An 18,213-nucleotide genomic window follows, 5' to 3' on the forward strand; every position below is an offset into this window, starting at 1 on the left:
CTACAGTAGTTTTACCCACTACAGAAATTATAGATCCCAAAAAACGAGACTTTGGTCCCGTTTTTTATTTGTCGTAAAAGAAAACATGAGAAGTAGCAAAGTTATCAAAGAAAGCTCATTGTAAAACCTATCTGAAGGTAAGATAAAAAATCAGATTTCCAGTCCTGAAAACGGTTAATTTAGCTTTTACTTTAGTTTAAGGTATCAAAGTGTTATAATATAAGCTGTTAGCTTTATATTTTAAGAGAAAATGTAGAGTAACGTAATAGAAAGTATGAGTTTTTTAAAGATATGAAAATTGAAAAGAAGCATCTTTTAGATTACACCATCTTGATACCTTATTTAATCTTATCCATAGTTGGTTTAATAGTAGTGTATTCAACAACAAGTGCTCGTTTAGTAGCCTTGGGAGCCAATCCCTTCGCATCTGTTATAAACCAAGGAGCCTTTTGGTTGGTATCCTTGTTCTCTATTTTTTTCATCTACCGACTGAAGTTGAACTTTCTCAGGAAAGATAAGCTTTTGGGTGTTGTTATTGCCTTTGAGATTTTACTTTTGGTCATTGCCAAATTTTTCACCAGGGAAATCAATGGTGCCAATGGTTGGATTGTGCTTGGTCCCTTGTCTTTCCAACCAGCTGAGTACCTTAAGATCATTGTTGTCTGGTTTTTGGCACACACTTTTTCAAAAAAACAGTCTGCTATAGAACGTTATGACTACCAAGCCTTGACGAAGAATAGATGGATTCCTAGGAATGGTAAGGAACTTAATGACTGGCGTGTCTATTTGCTTGGTATGATCGGTTTGGTTGCTATCCAACCTGACTTGGGGAATGCGGCTATCATTGTGTTGACTACAGTAGTGATGTTTTCAATTTCTGGTGTTGGCTACCGTTGGTTCACGGCCTTATTTGCAGGCATTGTAGGGATTTCGTCAGCCTTCCTTGGTTTAATTGCCTTAGTTGGGGTTCAAACCATGGCTAAGGTACCTATCTTCGGTTATGTTGCCAAGCGTTTCGCAGCATATTTTAATCCGTTCAAGGATTTGACAGGATCTGGTCTTCAGCTATCTCATTCATACTATGCTATGAGTAATGGGGGCTGGTTCGGTCTTGGACTTGGAAATTCGATTGAAAAAACTGGTTATCTCCCAGAAGCTACAACAGACTTTGTGTTTTCAATTGCAATTGAAGAGTTAGGTCTTATCGGAGCTGGCTTGATTCTGGCCCTCCTCTTTTTCCTCATTCTTCGTATTATGATTGTGGGAGTCAAGGCACGAAATCCTTTTAACTCTATGATGGCATTGGGTGTAGGTGCCTTAATGCTAATGCAGGTCTTCGTTAACATCGGAGGAATCTCAGGGCTAATTCCATCAACAGGGGTTACCTTCCCCTTCCTTTCGCAAGGAGGTAACTCTCTTTTAGTGACTTCAGTTGGGATAGCCTTTGTCTTGAACATCGCTGCTAACGAAAAGCGTGATAATATTGTTCAAGCGATTGAGGATGAGTTATCTCAGACTCAAGAATTGGAAAATCAAGATGAAAAAATCGTACCTTTAAGAAGAAGTCGTTAATACGGCTTCTTTTTTCGTTAGATGGTGTTAGGCGGTAGTATGAAGATAGTGAAAGCTAATAGGAGCAGTAGAAATAGAATTATTGAAAGGAATATTTGTAATTACTCTAAAGAAAAACTGAAAACTATATAAAATACTTGCAATTCTATGACATTTTGATAGAATAGTAGAGTAAAGTTAGACTGTATTGCCTACTGTCTATCTATAAAATATATTTTATTGGAGGCTTTTCCTAAATGGCAAAAGAAAAATACGATCGTAGTAAACCACACGTTAACATTGGTACAATCGGACACGTTGACCACGGTAAAACTACTTTGACAGCTGCAATCACAACTGTATTGGCTCGTCGTCTTCCTAGCGCAGTTAACACACCAAAAGACTACGCTTCAATCGACGCTGCTCCAGAAGAACGTGAACGCGGTATCACAATCAACACTGCACACGTTGAGTATGAAACTGAAAAACGTCACTACGCTCACATCGACGCGCCAGGACACGCGGACTACGTTAAAAACATGATCACTGGTGCCGCTCAAATGGACGGTGCTATCCTTGTAGTAGCATCTACTGACGGACCAATGCCACAAACTCGTGAGCACATCCTTCTTTCACGTCAGGTTGGTGTTAAACACCTTATCGTCTTCATGAACAAAGTTGACTTGGTTGACGATGAAGAATTGCTTGAATTGGTTGAAATGGAAATCCGTGACCTTCTTTCAGAATACGATTTCCCAGGTGATGACATTCCAGTTATCCAAGGTTCAGCTCTTAAAGCTCTTGAAGGTGATTCTAAATACGAAGACATCATCATGGACTTGATGAACACTGTTGACGAATACATTCCAGAACCAGAACGTGACACTGACAAACCATTGTTGCTTCCAGTCGAAGACGTATTCTCAATCACTGGTCGTGGTACTGTTGCTTCAGGACGTATCGACCGTGGTGTTGTTCGTGTCAATGACGAAGTTGAAATCGTTGGTCTTAAAGAAGAAATCCAAAAAGCAGTTGTTACTGGTGTTGAAATGTTCCGTAAACAACTTGACGAAGGTATTGCCGGAGATAACGTCGGTGTCCTTCTTCGTGGTATCCAACGTGATGAAATCGAACGTGGTCAAGTATTGGCTGCACCTGGTTCAATCAACCCACACACTAAATTCAAAGGTGAAGTTTACATCCTTTCTAAAGAAGAAGGTGGACGTCACACTCCATTCTTCAACAACTACCGTCCACAGTTCTACTTCCGTACAACTGACGTAACAGGTTCAATCGAACTTCCTGCAGGTACTGAAATGGTTATGCCTGGTGATAACGTGACTATCGACGTTGAGTTGATCCACCCAATCGCCGTTGAACAAGGTACAACATTCTCTATCCGTGAAGGTGGACGTACTGTTGGTTCAGGTATCGTATCTGAAATCGAAGCTTAATTAATATTAAGTTCCCAATACAATTATTCGTCAGACAATAATTGAGAGAGTCGAGTTTACTCGGCTCTTTTTGGTGTTTAAAAATACTTATGATTCTATACTTTTAAACTGTTTAAGGTGCTTAAGCTAAGTTTTGATAGTGATAAAAAGTCATAAAGGAAGTCGAGTTTTCGGAATTTTCCTAAAATCCTAGTAATAGTAAGGGATTTGTGATAAAATAAACGAGTAAATAAATAAAAGAAGAGGTATGTGAAATGTCACGTAAACCATTTATCGCTGGTAACTGGAAAATGAACAAAAATCCAGAAGAAGCAAAAGCATTCGTTGAAGCTGTAGCATCAAAACTTCCTTCATCAGATCTTGTTGAAGCTGGTATCGCAGCTCCTGCAGTTGACTTGACAGCTGTACTTGCCGCTGCTAAAGGTTCAAACCTTAAAGTTGCTGCACAAAACACTTACTTTGAAAATGCTGGTGCCTTCACTGGTGAAACTAGCCCACAAGTTTTGAAAGAAATCGGTACTGACTACGTTGTTATCGGTCACTCAGAACGTCGTGACTACTTCCACGAAACTGATGAAGACATCAACAAAAAAGCAAAAGCAATCTTTGCTAACGGTATGCTTCCAATCATCTGTTGTGGTGAATCACTTGAAACTTACGAAGCTGGTAAAGCAGCAGAATTCGTAGGAGCTCAAGTTTCAGCTGCTCTTGCTGGATTGACTGCAGAACAAGTAGCTTCAACAGTAATCGCATACGAACCAATCTGGGCTATCGGTACTGGTAAATCAGCTTCACAAGACGACGCACAAAAAATGTGTAAAGTTGTTCGTGACGTTGTAGCTGCTGACTTTGGTCAAGAAGTTGCTGACAAAGTACGTGTTCAATACGGTGGATCAGTTAAACCTGAAAACGTTGCTGAATACATGGCTTGTCCAGACGTTGACGGAGCTCTTGTAGGTGGTGCATCACTTGAAGCTGAAAGCTTCTTGGCATTGCTTGACTTCGTTAAATAATTTTACATAAAGTCGGGGTTTCCCTCGGCTTTTTTTGATGAATAGATTTAATAATTGCTTGGGATAAGATAAATGCTATTGGTTTGTAAAAACGAACGCTTTAGGTCCTGTATTTTATAGGTTTAGGGGCTCACAAATAGAATTGGATTGCCCAAAGAGATAGATAATATGCTATAATTAAAATAGTATAACTAGAGCTCAGACGCTAATAGTCTGTATGCTTCGCATTTTTTTCCAAAAAAGGAGAGTTAGAATCATGACTTTTGATGCAATTGACCAAATGGCGGTCAGCACTATTCGTTCGCTTTCGATCGAGGCAATTCAAGCCGCGAATTCTGGGCACCCAGGTCTTCCTATGGGTGCAGCGCCAATGGCTTATGTGCTTTGGAACCATGTGATGAATGTCAATCCAAAGACTAGCCGTAACTGGACAAACCGTGACCGTTTTGTTCTTTCTGCTGGTCATGGTTCTGCCTTGCTTTATAGTCTATTGCACCTTTCTGGCTATGATGTGACAATGGACGACTTGAAGAATTTCCGTCAATGGGGCTCTAAGACTCCAGGTCACCCTGAAGTTAACCATACTGATGGTGTTGAAGCAACATCAGGTCCTCTTGGTCAAGGGATTGCTAATGCTGTAGGTATGGCAATGGCTGAAGCACACTTGGCAGCTAAATTTAACAAACCTGGTTTTGATATTGTTGACCATTATACTTATGCTCTCCATGGCGATGGTTGTTTGATGGAAGGTGTTTCGCAAGAAGCTGCCAGTCTTGCTGGTCACCTTAAACTTGGTAAGTTGGTACTTCTTTACGATTCAAATGATATCTCACTTGATGGACCAACTTCAATGGCTTTCACAGAAGATGTTAAGGCTAAGTTTGAAGCTTATGGTTGGCAACACATTCTTGTCAAAGATGGTAATGATTTGGAAGCTATTGCTAAAGCTATTGAAGAAGCTAAAGCAGAGATAGATAAACCATCTATCATCGAAGTAAAAACTATTATCGGTTATGGAGCTGAAGGACAAGGAACATCAGCTGTCCACGGTGCTCCAATCGGTCAAGATGGCATTGATCACGCAAAAGGTGTTTACGGTTATGATGCACCGGCATTTACAGTTCCAGATGAAGTTACTCGTCGTTTTGAAGCTGGTATTAAATTCCGTGGTGAAGCTGCTGAAAATGCTTGGCAAACTACATTTGCAGAATATGAAACTGCTTACCCAGAATTGGCTGCTGAATACAAGGCTGCCTTTGCAAATGAACCTGTACACGTTAACTTGAATGCTCATGAATTGGGTTCAGCAGTAGCTAGCCGTGTATCAAGTCAACAAGCTATCCAACAGATTTCTGAACAAGTTCCTTCATTCTGGGGAGGTTCAGCAGACCTTTCAGCTTCTAACAATACTATGGTTAAGGCTGAGTCTGATTTCCAAGCAGACAACTATGCTGGACGTAATATTTGGTTTGGTGTGCGTGAGTTTGCTATGGCTGCAGCGATGAATGGTATTGCTCTTCATGGTGGTACTCGTGTTTATGGTGGTACCTTCTTCGTCTTCTCAAACTACTTGCTTCCAGCAGTACGTATGGCAGCTCTTCAAAACTTGCCAGTAACTTATGTTATGACACACGACTCAGTAGCAGTTGGTGAAGATGGACCTACTCACGAACCAATCGAACAATTGGCAAGTGTGCGTTCAATGCCTAACCTTAACGTTATCCGTCCTGCAGATGGTAATGAAACTAATGCTGCATGGAAACGTGCCTTGGCTGAGACTGAACGTCCAACAATGCTAGTCTTGACACGTCAAAACTTGCCAGTCCTTGATGGTACTGCTGAAAATGCTGAAACTGGTGTCAATAAAGGAGCTTACATCATCTCAGAAGCAAAAGGTGATCTTGATGGTATCATCATTGCAACTGGTTCTGAAGTAAAATTGGCTCTTGATACGCAGGCTGCTCTTGAAGCTGAAGGTGTGCATGTTCGTGTTGTTTCAATGCCATCACAAAACCTCTTTGATGAACAAGAAGCTGCATATAAAGAAGAAGTCCTTCCAACAGCTGTGACAAAACGTTTGGCTATCGAAGCTGGAACTAGCTTTGGTTGGGGCAAATACGTTGGTCTTGCAGGTAAGACACTTACTATTGATACGTGGGGTGCCTCAGCACCTGGTGACCGTATCTTTAAAGAATATGGTTTCACTGTTGAAAATGCAAGTCAACTTTACAAATCATTGTAAGAAAAGAAAGAGCTTGGTTCGTCCAAGTTCTTTTTTGTAAATTTCATACAGAACTTGACTTTTTAGGACATAGTGCTAGAATGACTGTGTCAGCCGATTTAGCTCAGTTGGTAGAGCAACGCACTCGTAACGCGTAGGTCACAGGTTCGAAACCTGCAATCGGCATGGTCAGAAGTATTCAGATAGAAAAAGGGGTTTTTAGAAACCTCTGTTTTCTTTTGTCCTAGATTGTTCATTTAAGCTAAAATTTGATAAAATAGAAGATGAAAAAAATCAGAAGGAAGTATCATGTCAAAAGGGTTATTAATCTCAATTGAAGGGCCAGACGGTGCTGGAAAGACTACAGTTTTGGAGGTGCTTTTGCCACGTCTTAGAGAAGCCTATCCAGCTAAAGTCGTGACGACACGTGAACCAGGCGGAGTAGCTATTGCAGAGCAAATCCGTGAGGTTATTCTGGATGTAGATAATACGGCTATGGATGCTAAGACAGAGCTCTTGCTCTATATTGCGGCTCGCCGTCAACATCTGGTTGAGAAGGTTTTGCCAGAGCTTGAAAAAGGCAATATGGTCATCATGGATCGTTTTATTGATTCATCAGTTGCTTATCAAGGTACTGGCCGTGGCTTGAATCAGGATGAGATTGCCTGGTTAAATGCCTATGCGACTGATGGTTATAAACCTGATGTGACCCTATTGTTTGATGTGGATTCTGAGACTGGTTTGGCCCGCATTGCAGCCAGCGGTGAACGTGAAGTCAATCGGTTGGATTTAGAGAAGCTTGACTTGCATCAGCGTGTACGTCAAGGTTATTTAGATTTGGCACAGGCTGAACCAGAACGTATCAAGCTAATCGATGCCTCACAGGCTTTTGAAGATGTTGTAGAGGACGCTTGGAAAGTAATTAAAGGCTATTTATAAGGAGCAAGATGAAGTTAGCTGAAAGTCAAAGCAAACTATTTGAAGAGTTTTCACAAATTATCAGGGAAAATCGTTTGAGTCATGCTTATTTGTTTTCGGGTGATTTTGGAAGTCTCGACATGGCTATTTGGCTAGCACAGAGTCGATTTTGTGTGACTCCTGAGAATGGTCTACCTTGTGGTCATTGTCGTCCTTGTCGCTTGATTGCACAGGGGGACTTTTCTGATGTTAAATTAGTAGAGCCACAAGGACAGATTATTAAGACGGACACGATTCGTCAGTTGACCAGAGAGTTTAGTCAATCGAGTTTTGAGGGGCAGGCTCAGGTGTTTATCATTCGTGATGCAGATAAGATGCATGTCAATGCTGCCAATAGTCTATTAAAGTTTATTGAAGAACCTCAAAGTCAGATTTATATTTTTCTTTTGACAGCTGATGATAGTCGGATGTTACCGACGATTAAAAGTCGAGCTCAACTCTTTTATTTTCCTAAGAATCGGGCTTATCTGGAAGAATTGTTGCAGAAGGAAGGTTTGTTGCTGACACAAGCCAAAGTGTTGGCGGACTTTGCGAAAGATGATGTTCAGGCTTTAGATTTAGCTAAAGATAATAGGATTCTTGATCTGATTAATACAGTAGAGCGTTTCACACAGTCCCTGCTATCTAATCAGGACCTGCTTTATTTGGATGTTGCAAAACTGGCTGTCCAGTGTAGTGAAAAGTCGGAACAAGAGATGGTCTGGGCTTTTTTAACTTATCAATTGGGGAAGGATATACAAAATCCACAAGCAAGACGATGGTTAGACTTAGTTTATGAGGCACGAAAAATGTGGCTAGCTAATGTCAGCTTTCAAAATGCGATGGAGTATATGGTATTATCATGACAGAAGTCATTGGAATAAAATTTGAGGAAACTGGAGCAGTAGAATATGTTGTTCCTGATAAAAATTATGCCAAAGATGACTTTGTAGTCGTTTTGGAGAAAAAAGATAAGCGCCTAGCCCAGGTTGTCATGGAAAACACTGATTTTCCTGAGGTTAGTTTGCCTGCGGATTTGAATCGGGTTGAAGGATTGGCAGGAGAGAAAGATTTTGCTAGATATGATGAAAATCTTTTGAAGGCTGAAAAGAGTATGGGAGTAGTAGCTGATTTAATTGCTCAAAATCAGCTAGAAATGAAGGTCGTTGATATTGTCTTTCCGCTAAATTGCTCTTATGTACTAATCAGTTTTGTTGCTGAAAAACGGGTAGATTTTCGTCAATTGCTCAAAGATCTGGCTTCTTACTTTAAGACACGTATTGAGTTGCGCCAAATTTCAAGTCGTGAGGAATCAAAGATTTATGGTGGCTTAGGACCTTGTGGCCGGGCACTTTGTTGTTCTAGTTTTTTGGGTGAATTCCCACCAGTATCGATTAAGATGGCTAAAAATCAGAGTTTATCTTTGAATTCTGGTAAGATGAATGGGGTCTGTGGTCGACTTATGTGTTGTCTCAGTTATGAAGATGACTTTTACCGAGATAGCAAGGCTAGTTATCCTGACTTGGGTGATGACATTGAAACCAAGGATGGCACAGGTCAGGTCGTTGCCATTGATGTAATTGCAGGGACCATTAAGGTTGTATTTGAAAAAGGGCGTGCGCCCCTAACTTATGGAGTGGAGGAAGTTCAGCTAAATGGAAAAGCGTGAATTGTATGATAAATTCGAGGAATTATCACAAAATTTGATGTCGATGTTGGCAGAAGTGGAAGCAATTAAGGCGAACTTCTCAGGGATTCTTGATGAAAATACGGCCCTCAAGTTGGAAAACGACAAGTTGCGTGAGCACTTGAGTCAAGTGGTTCAAGAGGAGACAGGGACTAAAATGTCTCATGGTAAGGTGAACCTCGAGGCTATTTATGATGATGGATTCCATATTTGTCCAGATTTTTATGGCCAACGTCGTGATAATAATGAAGCTTGTGGCTTCTGTGCAGAATTGTTGTACGGAGACTAAACATGCAGGTTCAAAAGAGTTTTAAGGGGCAATCTAGCTACGGTACCCTCTATCTGGTTCCCACACCTATTGGGAATTTGCAGGATATGACTTTTCGTAGTGTGCAAATCCTGAAAGAGGTGGATCTTATTTGTGCGGAGGACACGCGCAATACGGGTCTCTTGCTCAAGCATTTTGAGATTGAAACGAAGCAGTATTCTTTTCATGAGCACAATGCTTATGAGAAAATTCCAGATTTACTGGAGCGCTTGAAGTCAGGTCTTTCTTTGGCTCAGGTTTCTGATGCGGGGATGCCTTCTATTTCGGATCCTGGGCAGGATTTGGTCAAAGCTGCCATTGCTGAGGATATTCCAGTGGTGGCCTTACCGGGAGCATCGGCTGGTATTACAGCCTTGATTGCCAGTGGTTTAGCACCCCAACCTCATATTTTTTATGGCTTCCTACCCCGTAAAAAAGGACAGCAGATTGATTTCTTCAAGGAAAAACTGTCTTATCCTGAGACACAGATTTTTTACGAGTCACCTTACCGTGTGGCGGATACTCTTGAAAATATGCATGAGGTCTATGGCAACCGTCAAGTAACTTTAGTTCGAGAATTGACCAAGCTTTATGAAGAGTACCAACGAGGATCTATTTCAGAAGTTTTAGATTATATTGCTAGTAATCCTCTCAAGGGTGAATGTTTACTGATTGTGGCTGGAGCTTCTGAAAATGATAAGGAAGAAAATCTAACATCAAATGTTACCCCGGTAGAGGCTGTAGAAGCTTTAATTGCCTCTGGAATGAAACCTAATCAGGCTATAAAAACCGTTGCTAAAGAGCGAAAAATGAATAGACAAGAGCTTTATAACCTTTTTCATGGGGTTTAAGAGGCTCTTTTTTTGTGGCAACACAAGATGTTAGAAAAGAAAGAATTATCGAAAAATTCCGTAAATAAACTTGTATGCCTCATGATTTTGTGTTATATTATCTGACATAAAATAATTTACGCATTGGAGTGGTTTCATGGATACAGGTAGCAGTGCCTTTATATTGATTTGTTCTGCCATGGTTTGTTTGATGACACCGGCCTTGGCCTTCTTCTATGGTGGGCTTGGACGTCGTAAGAATGTTATCAATACCATGATGATGTCTGTTCTTCCCTTAGCTATAGCTTCTCTCTTGTGGATTGTTGCTGGCTACTCGCTTTCTTTTGGCGGTCATGGGAATTTCTTTGGTAATTTCAGTCACCTTTTTTTAAATGGTGTGTCTGAAACGGCCTCAAGCCGTGGTTTAACCATTTCTGATATGCTGTTTGCTGCTTTTCAGATGATGTTTTCGATTATCTGTGTGGCGATATTGACGGGTTCAGTGGTAGGACGGATGCGCTTTACACCTTTAGCCATTTTTGTTATTTTTTGGTTACTTTTTGTCTATTATCCATTTGCACATATGGTTTGGGATGAAGGGCTCCTTGCAAAATGGGGGACGATTGACTTTGCAGGTGGTGATGTGGTTCATATTACTTCGGGTGTATCGGCCTTAGTTTTGGCAATCGTGGTTGGAAAACGGCGTGATTTTGGTATTTTTGAACACCGTCCTCATAATGTTCCATTTGTCCTATTGGGAGCGGGTCTCTTATGGTTTGGTTGGTTTGGCTTTAATGCAGGATCGGCCTTGGCTGCTAATGGTTTGGCAGTTCACGCTCTAGTAACCACTCATGTGTCAGCTGCTGCAGCCATGTTTTCATGGTTGGCAATTGAAAAACATGTCACAGGACATCCATCCTTGGTTGGTGGTTCAACCGGTTTGGTAGCAGGTCTAGTTGCAATCACACCTGGAGCTGGTTTTGTTTCAATTTGGAGTGCTATTCTAATTGGTCTTATGGTTAGTCCGATTTGTTTCTATGCTATTTCAGTCTTGAAGAAACGTTTTGCCTATGATGATGCTTTGGATGCTTTTGGTTGCCATGGTGTTGGAGGTATCTTTGGTGGTTTTGCCACTGCGATTTTTACGACACCAGATTTAGCCCTAGATAAGACTAATATTGGCTTGATCTATGGAAAGGCGAATCTGTTTATTGTGACATTTTTGGCTATTATCTTTACAGCTATTTGGTCTGCTCTTGTGACCTATGGTATTATTAAAGTAATTGCTCATTATATGCCTTTACGTGTTAGTGACCGTGATGAAGCTATTGGTCTTGATGACTGTGAACACAAGGAAACAGCCTATCCAACCTTTATGGGCTTAGATTCGTAGGAGAATACAGATGAAAAAAGTAGAAGCGATTATTCGTTCGGATAAATTAGAAGATTTGAAAAATGCCTTGACTGGTAGTGGTCTGGCCAAGGGAATGACTGTAAGTCAAGTCCTAGGTTATGGTAATCAACGTGGCTTTGCAGAGTTTGTTCGTGGACAGCGCATTGTTCCTACCTTATTAGCTAAGGTTAAGGTTGAAATTGTAGTCAAAGATATGGCAGTTGACGAAGTTGTTGATGCTATTCGTAGTGCCGTAGCGACAGGAGAAGTTGGTGATGGGAAGATTTTTATCGTTCCTATTGATGATGTTATCCGTATTCGTACTGGTGAACGTGGTGGAGACGCCATTTAATATAATGAAGGCTTAAACCGGTTGGTTTGGGTCTTTTTTAGTGAATTTTGATATACTTAGAGAAGTTAGTATGATTGAGGGGGTGACCAATTGGCAAAAGGAAAAAAGAAAAGCAAGTCGAAAGCTAGACCTAAGAAAACTAAAAAGAAAAAGAAGTCTTTCTTGCTCTTTCCTAAATTTTTCCAGAAGTGGAGTCTGATTTTTATTGGCCTATTTGCCTTGTTGGGACTCCTTGCTAGTTTGAATTTTCCAAGGTTGACCATGGAAAAGAACATGACATCTACGGATGAGACGACGGTTGCTTTTATTGCAGAGATTGGCGAGACGTCCCGCTATTTGGCGGCTAGAAACGATCTTTATGCATCTGTCATGATTGCTCAGGCCATCTTGGAATCTGACTCTGGACAATCTACTTTGAGTCAGAAGCCGTCCTATAACTTCTTTGGGATTAAGGGGGACTACAATGGTCAAAGTGTAACCCTACCAACCTGGGAGGATGATGGTAAGGGCAATCCTTACTATATTGATGCAGCTTTTCGTTCTTATGGTTCTGTGGAAAATTCTTTACAGGACTATGTGGATTTCCTTGAGGGCAGCTACTATGTAGGGGTACACCGTTCCAAGACTAAGAATTATAAGGATGCCACAGCTGCCCTAACAGGGGTCTACGCTACGGATACAACTTATGGAGAAAAATTAAACAGCATCATTGAACAATACCAGTTAACCATTTATGACACTTATTAGAGCTAAAGGAGAGTAAAATGAATCAGAACCAAGTGAAACTCATAGCAATTGATATGGACGGGACACTCTTAAATAGCCAAAAAGAGATTCCTGAAGAGAATATTAAGGCTATTCAAGAAGCAGCTGCGGCAGGTATCAAAATTGTCCTTTGTACAGGTCGCCCACGTTCGGGGATTCTTCCTCATTTTGAGAAATTGGGGCTTAGTGAAGAAGAGTACATTATCATGAACAATGGTTGCTCTACTTATGAAACTAAAAATTGGACCTTGCTGCAATCTGAAAGTTTATCTCGCCCTGAAATGGAAGAACTCTTGCAGGCTTGCGAAGACTTCCCAGAGGTGGCCCTAACCTTGACTGGAGAAAAGACTTACTATGTTGTGGGCGATGAGGTACCTGAGCTTGTAGCATATGATGCTGGCACTGTCTTCACAGAAGCGAAAGCTAGGAGTTTGGAAGGTATCTTTGCGGAAGGGCAAGTGATTTTCCAAGCCATGTATATGGCAGATTCTGAACCTTTGGACGCCTTCCAAAATACTGTGCAAGATCGACTTGATCAGAGCTATAGCACAGTTCGTAGTCAAGACTATATCTTTGAAATTATGCCGCAAGGGGCAACTAAGGCCAGTGGACTTAAGCATTTGGCGGAAAAACTTGACATTAACCCAGATCAAATCATGGCTCTAGGTGATGCTGCTAATGACCTTGAAATGCTTCAATTCGTCGGTCAAAGCGTTGCCATGGGTAATGCGAGTGACGACATTAAGGCTTTGTGTAAGTATGTGACTTTGACAAATGACGAGGCAGGTGTGGCACACGCCATTCGTACTTGGGCTCTATAAGAAAAAGACCTTTAGCTTTATTGTTTGCTAAAGGTTTTTCGATTTCTGATAATGGCAATGAGAGTAGTAAGTGTGATAGTGACGTCAGTGACGGCAGCTGGGTAAGCCTGAATGGTCAAATCGTAAATGAGCCAGAGTAACATATTTTCAATAATGACCCAGCGAAGCCACTGAAGGTTTGGTGTGGTAGCAATCGCTAGGCTATAGGAGACGGAGGAAATTATAGGTAAATAACCAATAATCCCCAGTTGATTGAGATAGGTTCCGACGATGATTTGAATAATGATGAGGATGGTCAAGATAGTTTTGGTCATCTTCTTTTTGACCATCAAGCTATTACGAATGATGGAAATACTAATGGTTAAAGCACCCGTATAGCCCCCTAGAAGTAGGTTGGCAATAGCAGTAAAAATATAGTCGGTAATTTGCCAGACGAGCATGTTATTTTTTGATTTTGCAAAAGAGGATATGGCGACACATAGGGCACCTATGGCTGAGAATACTTGTGCTAGAAGATAGATTGTCATGGTATAACTTTCAAATTTTGTCTCCATTATATCACAAGGATTCAAGATATTTTCATCTCTTTTTTAGGATTTACAGCGCTAATATGTTAGCGTTTACATTAGAAAATGATATAATAAAAGTGTAGATAAGATTGTTCCCTTAAAAGTAGAGAGAACCCTGTGTTTCCTTGTGACATAGGTCCTATCTTTACTTTATGTGATAGACTAGAAATGAGGAAATGATTATGAAAAACAAATTTTCCCAAGCAATCGTGCTTTCAATGGTTACCCTTTCCTCAATGGCTTTGCTGACGGCCTGTTCCAGCCATAAGGAATCCAGTTCAGCAGATAAGACGCCTAAGAGCAGCCAGGTGACCTCATCAAGTAAGGCTAAATCATCTAGTAAAGATAGCGGTAAGACTAGCAAGTCTAGTGCTAAGGTCAAGGAATCTTCGGGTTCAAAGACGGAATCTTCAAGCGCGCAAAGTAGTCAAAAGGCTTCTGCCCCAAGTTCGAGTAGCAGTCAGGCTCAGTCGTCATCTTCAAAGAGTTCATCAGCTTCCTCAAGCAGCCAGTCCCAGGCTCCTAAGTCTTCAGCGAGTCAATCTCAAGCTCCGAAGAGCTCAAGTGATAGTCAAACTTCAAGCAGTCAAGCTCAAGCTAAAACGGATACGCAAGTGACCACTGTGGATATGGATGTGAGTGCGGTAGCGCGTGGTCGGTTTGATAGTATTGCCGGAACTTGGAAGTCTAGTGATGGCAGTCGTCTGGTCTTTAACAATACTAGCCTAGTAGGAGATATAACTGCACAAGGCCAAGCGACAGTTCACAATTATGTGCACCCGAAAGATAATTATCAAGAGGGCTCAGGTAAGTATGATGCCACCCTCTCAAGAGATAGGGGGGACACCTCTGGTATCGTTGGAGATATTAGCTTTGTCTCTAAAAAAGCAGCTATTTCTGGTCCAAGCTACGAACAAGATACCATTCAAGTAACCAGTACTGGAGGAACAAAGGTCTACTTAAAAGAATCAGATAATATGACGCTACCTAAAGACGTGACAGTTACTGACAATCAACTTCCAATTGATAGTGGTATTGCAGAATCTGGCAGCTACAAGCTTACCAAACGTACGGCTGTCAAGAATACTCCTAGTGATACGGCTCCAGTTGAATTTTACTTAGAAGCAGGTGATCAGATTAACTTTGATATGAAGGTTACTCAAGATGGTCATAGTTGGATTTCTTACATCAGTTATAGTGGTGTTCGCCGTTATGTTCAAGTGGATTAATTGAGATATCTAGAAAGGTCAGATTTTCTTCTGATCTTTCTATTATTTTGTGGAAAAAGTCTTGTCTATTCTCTGATAAATCGATACAATAGAAAGGTCGGTTTTACCGAAAAAATTTAAATAATGAGGACAAAAATGTGTCAGTAAATTGGCAAGATATTGCGTTTTCTTTCCTCGGTGGTTTGGGGCTTTTCCTCTTTAGTATCAAGTACATGGGAGATGGTCTTCAACAAGCAGCCGGAGATAAGTTGCGTTTTTACATCGATAAGTATACCAGCAACCCGTTTTTAGGGGTTTTGATTGGTATTGTCATGACGGCCTTGATTCAGTCGAGTTCAGGGGTTACCGTTATTGTCGTCGGTCTGGTTTCGGCAGGGCTTTTAAGTCTTCGTCAGGCTATTGGTATTGTCATGGGGGCAAATATCGGTACAACCGTAACTTCCTTCATGATTGGTTTCAAGCTAGGTGATTATGCCCTTCCAGTGATTTTCCTGGGGGCTGCGCTTCTCTTCTTTACAAGCAATAAGAAGCTCAATAACCTAGGACGTATCTTGTTTGGTGTAGGGGGAATTTTCTTTGCCCTTAACCTTATGGGAGATGCGGTTGAGCCTTTGAAGTCAGTTACAGCCTTTAAGGACTACTTGGCAACCTTGGGTGATCGCCCAGTCATGGGGGTTATCATCGGTGCTGGCTTGACCATGTTGATTCAGTCGTCAGCAGCGACCATCGGTATTCTTCAGAGTCTCTACTCAGGTGGTTTGCTTGATCTGCAAGGTGCCCTTCCAATCCTCTTTGGGGATAATATCGGGACGACTATCACAGCGGTTCTAGCTGCTCTTGGTTCAAACATTGCAGCTAAACGTGTGGCAGGGGCTCACGTACTGTTCAACGTCATCGGGACGGTCTTGTGTTTGATTCTCTTGGTACCATTCACAGCCTTGATTCAATGGTTTAAGTCTGTGCTTGGTTTGACACCTGAGATGACTATCGCCTTTGCTCACGGTACTTTTAACATCGCAAATACTATTGTTCAATTCCCATTCATCGGACTCTTGGCTTACCTTGTGACTAAGATTATTCCTGGTGAAGATGAGATTAACAAGTACGAAGCACTCTACTTGGACCGTTTGCTTATCACACAAGCACCAGCTATCGCCCTTGGTAATGCTAAGAAAGAATTGGTGCACTTGGCATCGTACGCCATCCAGTCTTTGGAAGCTTCCTATGCTTTCTTTGCTAAGGGAGATGAAAAATACTTCGATAAGGTTGAGAAGTATGAAACAGCAGTTAATAGTATTGACGAAGAGTTGACAACTTATTTGATTGACATCTCTAACGAATCTCTAAGCGTTTCTGAAAATGAAGTGTTGGCAAGTGTGCTTGACTCTGTTCGTGACTTGGAGCGTATTGGTGACCTTGCAGTTGCAAGTGCAAACCTTTCACAACACATTCATAATAAGGGAATTGAATTTTCTGATACTGCCAAGGCTGAGCTTGCGGATGTTTACAACCGTACTCACCGTATCGCCCTTGATAGTATTCGTGTTGTTGTAGATGACGATAAGGTACTTGCAGGTCAAGTCATCCTTCGCCATGAAGAGTTGGAAAAACTTGAAAAACAATTGCGTAAAATACATACCAAACGTCTTAACAATGGTGAGTGTACTGCGCAAGCAGGTATCAACTATGTTGATTACCTCTCACATTACACACGTATCGCAGACCATGCGATTAACCTTGTTGAAAAGGTTACAGAAGGTGTGATTTAATAGAGCAAGTCGAGAAAATTTCTCGGCTTTTTTGTTATAATGAAAGCGTATTAAAAACATAGAAAAATGATGAGAGGTGGTCCTATGACCTATTATATTTCAGCCAAGCGTTTTTATTTTGAACATAAAATTAAGGAAGGTGGCTACCTAGCGGTTGAGGATAGCCGTTTTGGTGACTGGACGGAAAATGTACCAGAAGGTGCAGAGGTGCTAGATTACAGTGATTATCAGATTTCTCCGGGTCTTGTAGATACTCACATTCATGGATTTGCGGGTTATGATGTCATGGATAATTCTGAGGAAAGTCTTATAGGCATGAGTCAAGCCTTGCTTTCAGCAGGTGTGACCTCCTTCTTACCGACAGCTTTAACAGCGCCATTTGAAGAGTTGAAGGCTATTTGCCAAACAACAGCTAGTACGGTTGGTAAGGAGACAGGTGCTAAAATTCAAGGGCTCTTCTTTGAAGGACCTTATTTCACTGAAACCTACAAGGGAGCTCAAAATCCTAAATACATGGGCAATCCAAGTGTGGAACAACTGAAGGAATGGCAGGAGGCAGCTCAAGGAAAACTGATTAAATTGGCTCTTGCTCCTGAACGTGAGGGAGTAGCTGAATTTATCCAAGAAGCAACCAAGCAAGGCGTAACGATTGCTCTAGGTCATTCCAATGCCACATATGAAGAAGCCATGGCAGCAGTGGAAGCTGGGGCGTCCGTTTGGGTTCACGTCTACAACGGGATGCGTGGTTTTACCCACCGTGAGCCAGGTATGGTTGGGGCAGCCTTCGATAGTCCAGAAACGATTGGTGAACTGATTGCAGATGGTCATCACGTGGTCCCTGCAGCTTGTAAGGTTCTTATCAAGCAAAAGACACCTCAAGGAGTTGCCCTAATTACAGACTGTATGTCAGCGGGGGGCTGTCCGGACGGCGACTATATGTTAGGCGAACTTCCTGTTATTGTTGAAAATGGTACCGCCCGCCTCAAAGAAGGTGGTAATCTAGCTGGATCTATCTTACAACTTAAAGACGGTGTCAAACATGTGGTTGATTGGGGACTTGTGACAGTTGCTCAAGCCTTACAAATGGCAACTAGTGTTCCAGCTAAATCGGTTGGACTTGAAAATACTTGCGGAAGCCTAAAAGCAGGTTTACCAGCTGATTTTATTGTATTAGATGACTCCTTGGAATTACAAGCAACCTTTGTTGATGGACGAAAAGGTTGGGAAAAATAAGAGTATGAGTAGCACTTTCTTATGAAGGTGCTGTTTTTTATTGATTTTTACAAAGGTGTTAG

17 protein-coding genes and 1 tRNA gene are annotated in these 18,213 nt (G+C 41.4%); 17 read left to right on the forward strand and 1 reads right to left on the reverse strand.

Annotation, left to right across the window (positions count from 1 at the left end):
* The first annotated feature begins 291 nt into the window (after positions 1-291).
* From ftsW to HMPREF2607_RS02495, 14 genes are all read left to right on the forward strand, one after another.
* Positions 292-1,572, forward strand: coding sequence for a cell division peptidoglycan polymerase FtsW (ftsW, locus tag HMPREF2607_RS02430; RefSeq protein ID WP_070475612.1), 1,281 nt, complete (start codon positions 292-294; stop codon positions 1,570-1,572).
* Positions 1,573-1,808: 236 nt separating this feature from the next.
* On the forward strand, positions 1,809-3,005 hold the full coding sequence (gene tuf, locus HMPREF2607_RS02435; protein ID WP_002890213.1) for an elongation factor Tu: 1,197 nt from the start codon (positions 1,809-1,811) through the stop codon (positions 3,003-3,005).
* A gap of 254 nt (positions 3,006-3,259) precedes the next feature.
* Entirely contained in the window at positions 3,260-4,018 is a 759-nt protein-coding gene (gene tpiA, locus HMPREF2607_RS02440) for a triose-phosphate isomerase (RefSeq protein ID WP_002890214.1), read from the forward strand.
* 256 nt (positions 4,019-4,274) lie between these two features.
* Positions 4,275-6,260, forward strand: a complete 1,986-nt coding sequence (tkt, locus tag HMPREF2607_RS02445; protein ID WP_070475615.1) for a transketolase — start codon at positions 4,275-4,277, stop codon at positions 6,258-6,260.
* A gap of 92 nt (positions 6,261-6,352) precedes the next feature.
* A tRNA-Thr gene (locus HMPREF2607_RS02450) sits at positions 6,353-6,425 on the forward strand.
* Positions 6,426-6,548: 123 nt separating this feature from the next.
* Positions 6,549-7,178 carry a dTMP kinase gene (tmk, locus tag HMPREF2607_RS02455; protein ID WP_070475619.1) on the forward strand — a complete coding sequence of 210 codons (630 nt, stop codon included), beginning with the start codon at positions 6,549-6,551 and terminating at the stop codon, positions 7,176-7,178.
* 8 nt (positions 7,179-7,186) lie between these two features.
* A complete protein-coding gene (locus HMPREF2607_RS02460) occupies positions 7,187-8,062 on the forward strand; it encodes a DNA polymerase III subunit delta' (protein ID WP_060972514.1) in 876 nt (291 codons plus the stop codon).
* Positions 8,059-8,865, forward strand: coding sequence for a regulatory iron-sulfur-containing complex subunit RicT (ricT, locus tag HMPREF2607_RS02465; RefSeq protein ID WP_037599638.1), 807 nt, complete (start codon positions 8,059-8,061; stop codon positions 8,863-8,865). The genes HMPREF2607_RS02460 and ricT overlap by 4 nt, the downstream gene beginning before the upstream one ends.
* Entirely contained in the window at positions 8,852-9,172 is a 321-nt protein-coding gene (yabA, locus tag HMPREF2607_RS02470) for a DNA replication initiation control protein YabA (protein WP_002887582.1), read from the forward strand. The genes ricT and yabA overlap by 14 nt, the downstream gene beginning before the upstream one ends.
* A 2-nt stretch (positions 9,173-9,174) precedes the next feature.
* Positions 9,175-10,041, forward strand: coding sequence for a 16S rRNA (cytidine(1402)-2'-O)-methyltransferase (gene rsmI, locus HMPREF2607_RS02475; protein ID WP_021144575.1), 867 nt, complete (start codon positions 9,175-9,177; stop codon positions 10,039-10,041).
* A 136-nt stretch (positions 10,042-10,177) separates the two neighbouring features.
* A complete protein-coding gene (locus HMPREF2607_RS02480; protein ID WP_070475622.1) occupies positions 10,178-11,413 on the forward strand; it encodes an ammonium transporter in 1,236 nt (411 codons plus the stop codon).
* Between the two features lie 10 nt (positions 11,414-11,423).
* Positions 11,424-11,765 (forward strand): P-II family nitrogen regulator, encoded by a 342-nt coding sequence (locus HMPREF2607_RS02485; protein ID WP_002886165.1) that lies wholly within the window; start codon positions 11,424-11,426, stop codon positions 11,763-11,765.
* A 90-nt stretch (positions 11,766-11,855) separates the two neighbouring features.
* Positions 11,856-12,512, forward strand: a complete 657-nt coding sequence (locus HMPREF2607_RS02490) for a glucosaminidase domain-containing protein (protein WP_070475625.1) — start codon at positions 11,856-11,858, stop codon at positions 12,510-12,512.
* A 17-nt stretch (positions 12,513-12,529) separates the two neighbouring features.
* Positions 12,530-13,351, forward strand: a complete 822-nt coding sequence (locus tag HMPREF2607_RS02495; RefSeq protein WP_070475628.1) for a Cof-type HAD-IIB family hydrolase — start codon at positions 12,530-12,532, stop codon at positions 13,349-13,351.
* A gap of 17 nt (positions 13,352-13,368) precedes the next feature.
* Here HMPREF2607_RS02495 and HMPREF2607_RS02500 read toward each other — a convergent pair whose 3' ends face one another.
* Positions 13,369-13,878 (reverse strand): YgjV family protein, encoded by a 510-nt coding sequence (locus HMPREF2607_RS02500; RefSeq protein WP_070475669.1) that lies wholly within the window; start codon positions 13,876-13,878, stop codon positions 13,369-13,371.
* Between the two features lie 224 nt (positions 13,879-14,102).
* On the opposite strand from HMPREF2607_RS02500, the gene HMPREF2607_RS02505 reads away from it, so the two are divergent.
* From HMPREF2607_RS02505 to nagA, 3 genes are all read left to right on the forward strand, one after another.
* On the forward strand, positions 14,103-15,149 hold the full coding sequence (locus HMPREF2607_RS02505; RefSeq protein WP_070475631.1) for an SH3 domain-containing protein: 1,047 nt from the start codon (positions 14,103-14,105) through the stop codon (positions 15,147-15,149).
* 137 nt (positions 15,150-15,286) lie between these two features.
* Positions 15,287-16,918 carry a Na/Pi cotransporter family protein gene (locus HMPREF2607_RS02510; RefSeq protein ID WP_002890237.1) on the forward strand — a complete coding sequence of 544 codons (1,632 nt, stop codon included), beginning with the start codon at positions 15,287-15,289 and terminating at the stop codon, positions 16,916-16,918.
* A gap of 84 nt (positions 16,919-17,002) precedes the next feature.
* Entirely contained in the window at positions 17,003-18,151 is a 1,149-nt protein-coding gene (gene nagA / locus HMPREF2607_RS02515) for an N-acetylglucosamine-6-phosphate deacetylase (protein WP_070475674.1), read from the forward strand.
* The last annotated feature ends 62 nt before the right edge of the window (positions 18,152-18,213 follow it).

This window comes from Streptococcus sp. HMSC078H03 (assembly GCF_001808655.1).
Classification (GTDB): Bacteria; Bacillota; Bacilli; order Lactobacillales; family Streptococcaceae; genus Streptococcus; species Streptococcus salivarius_G.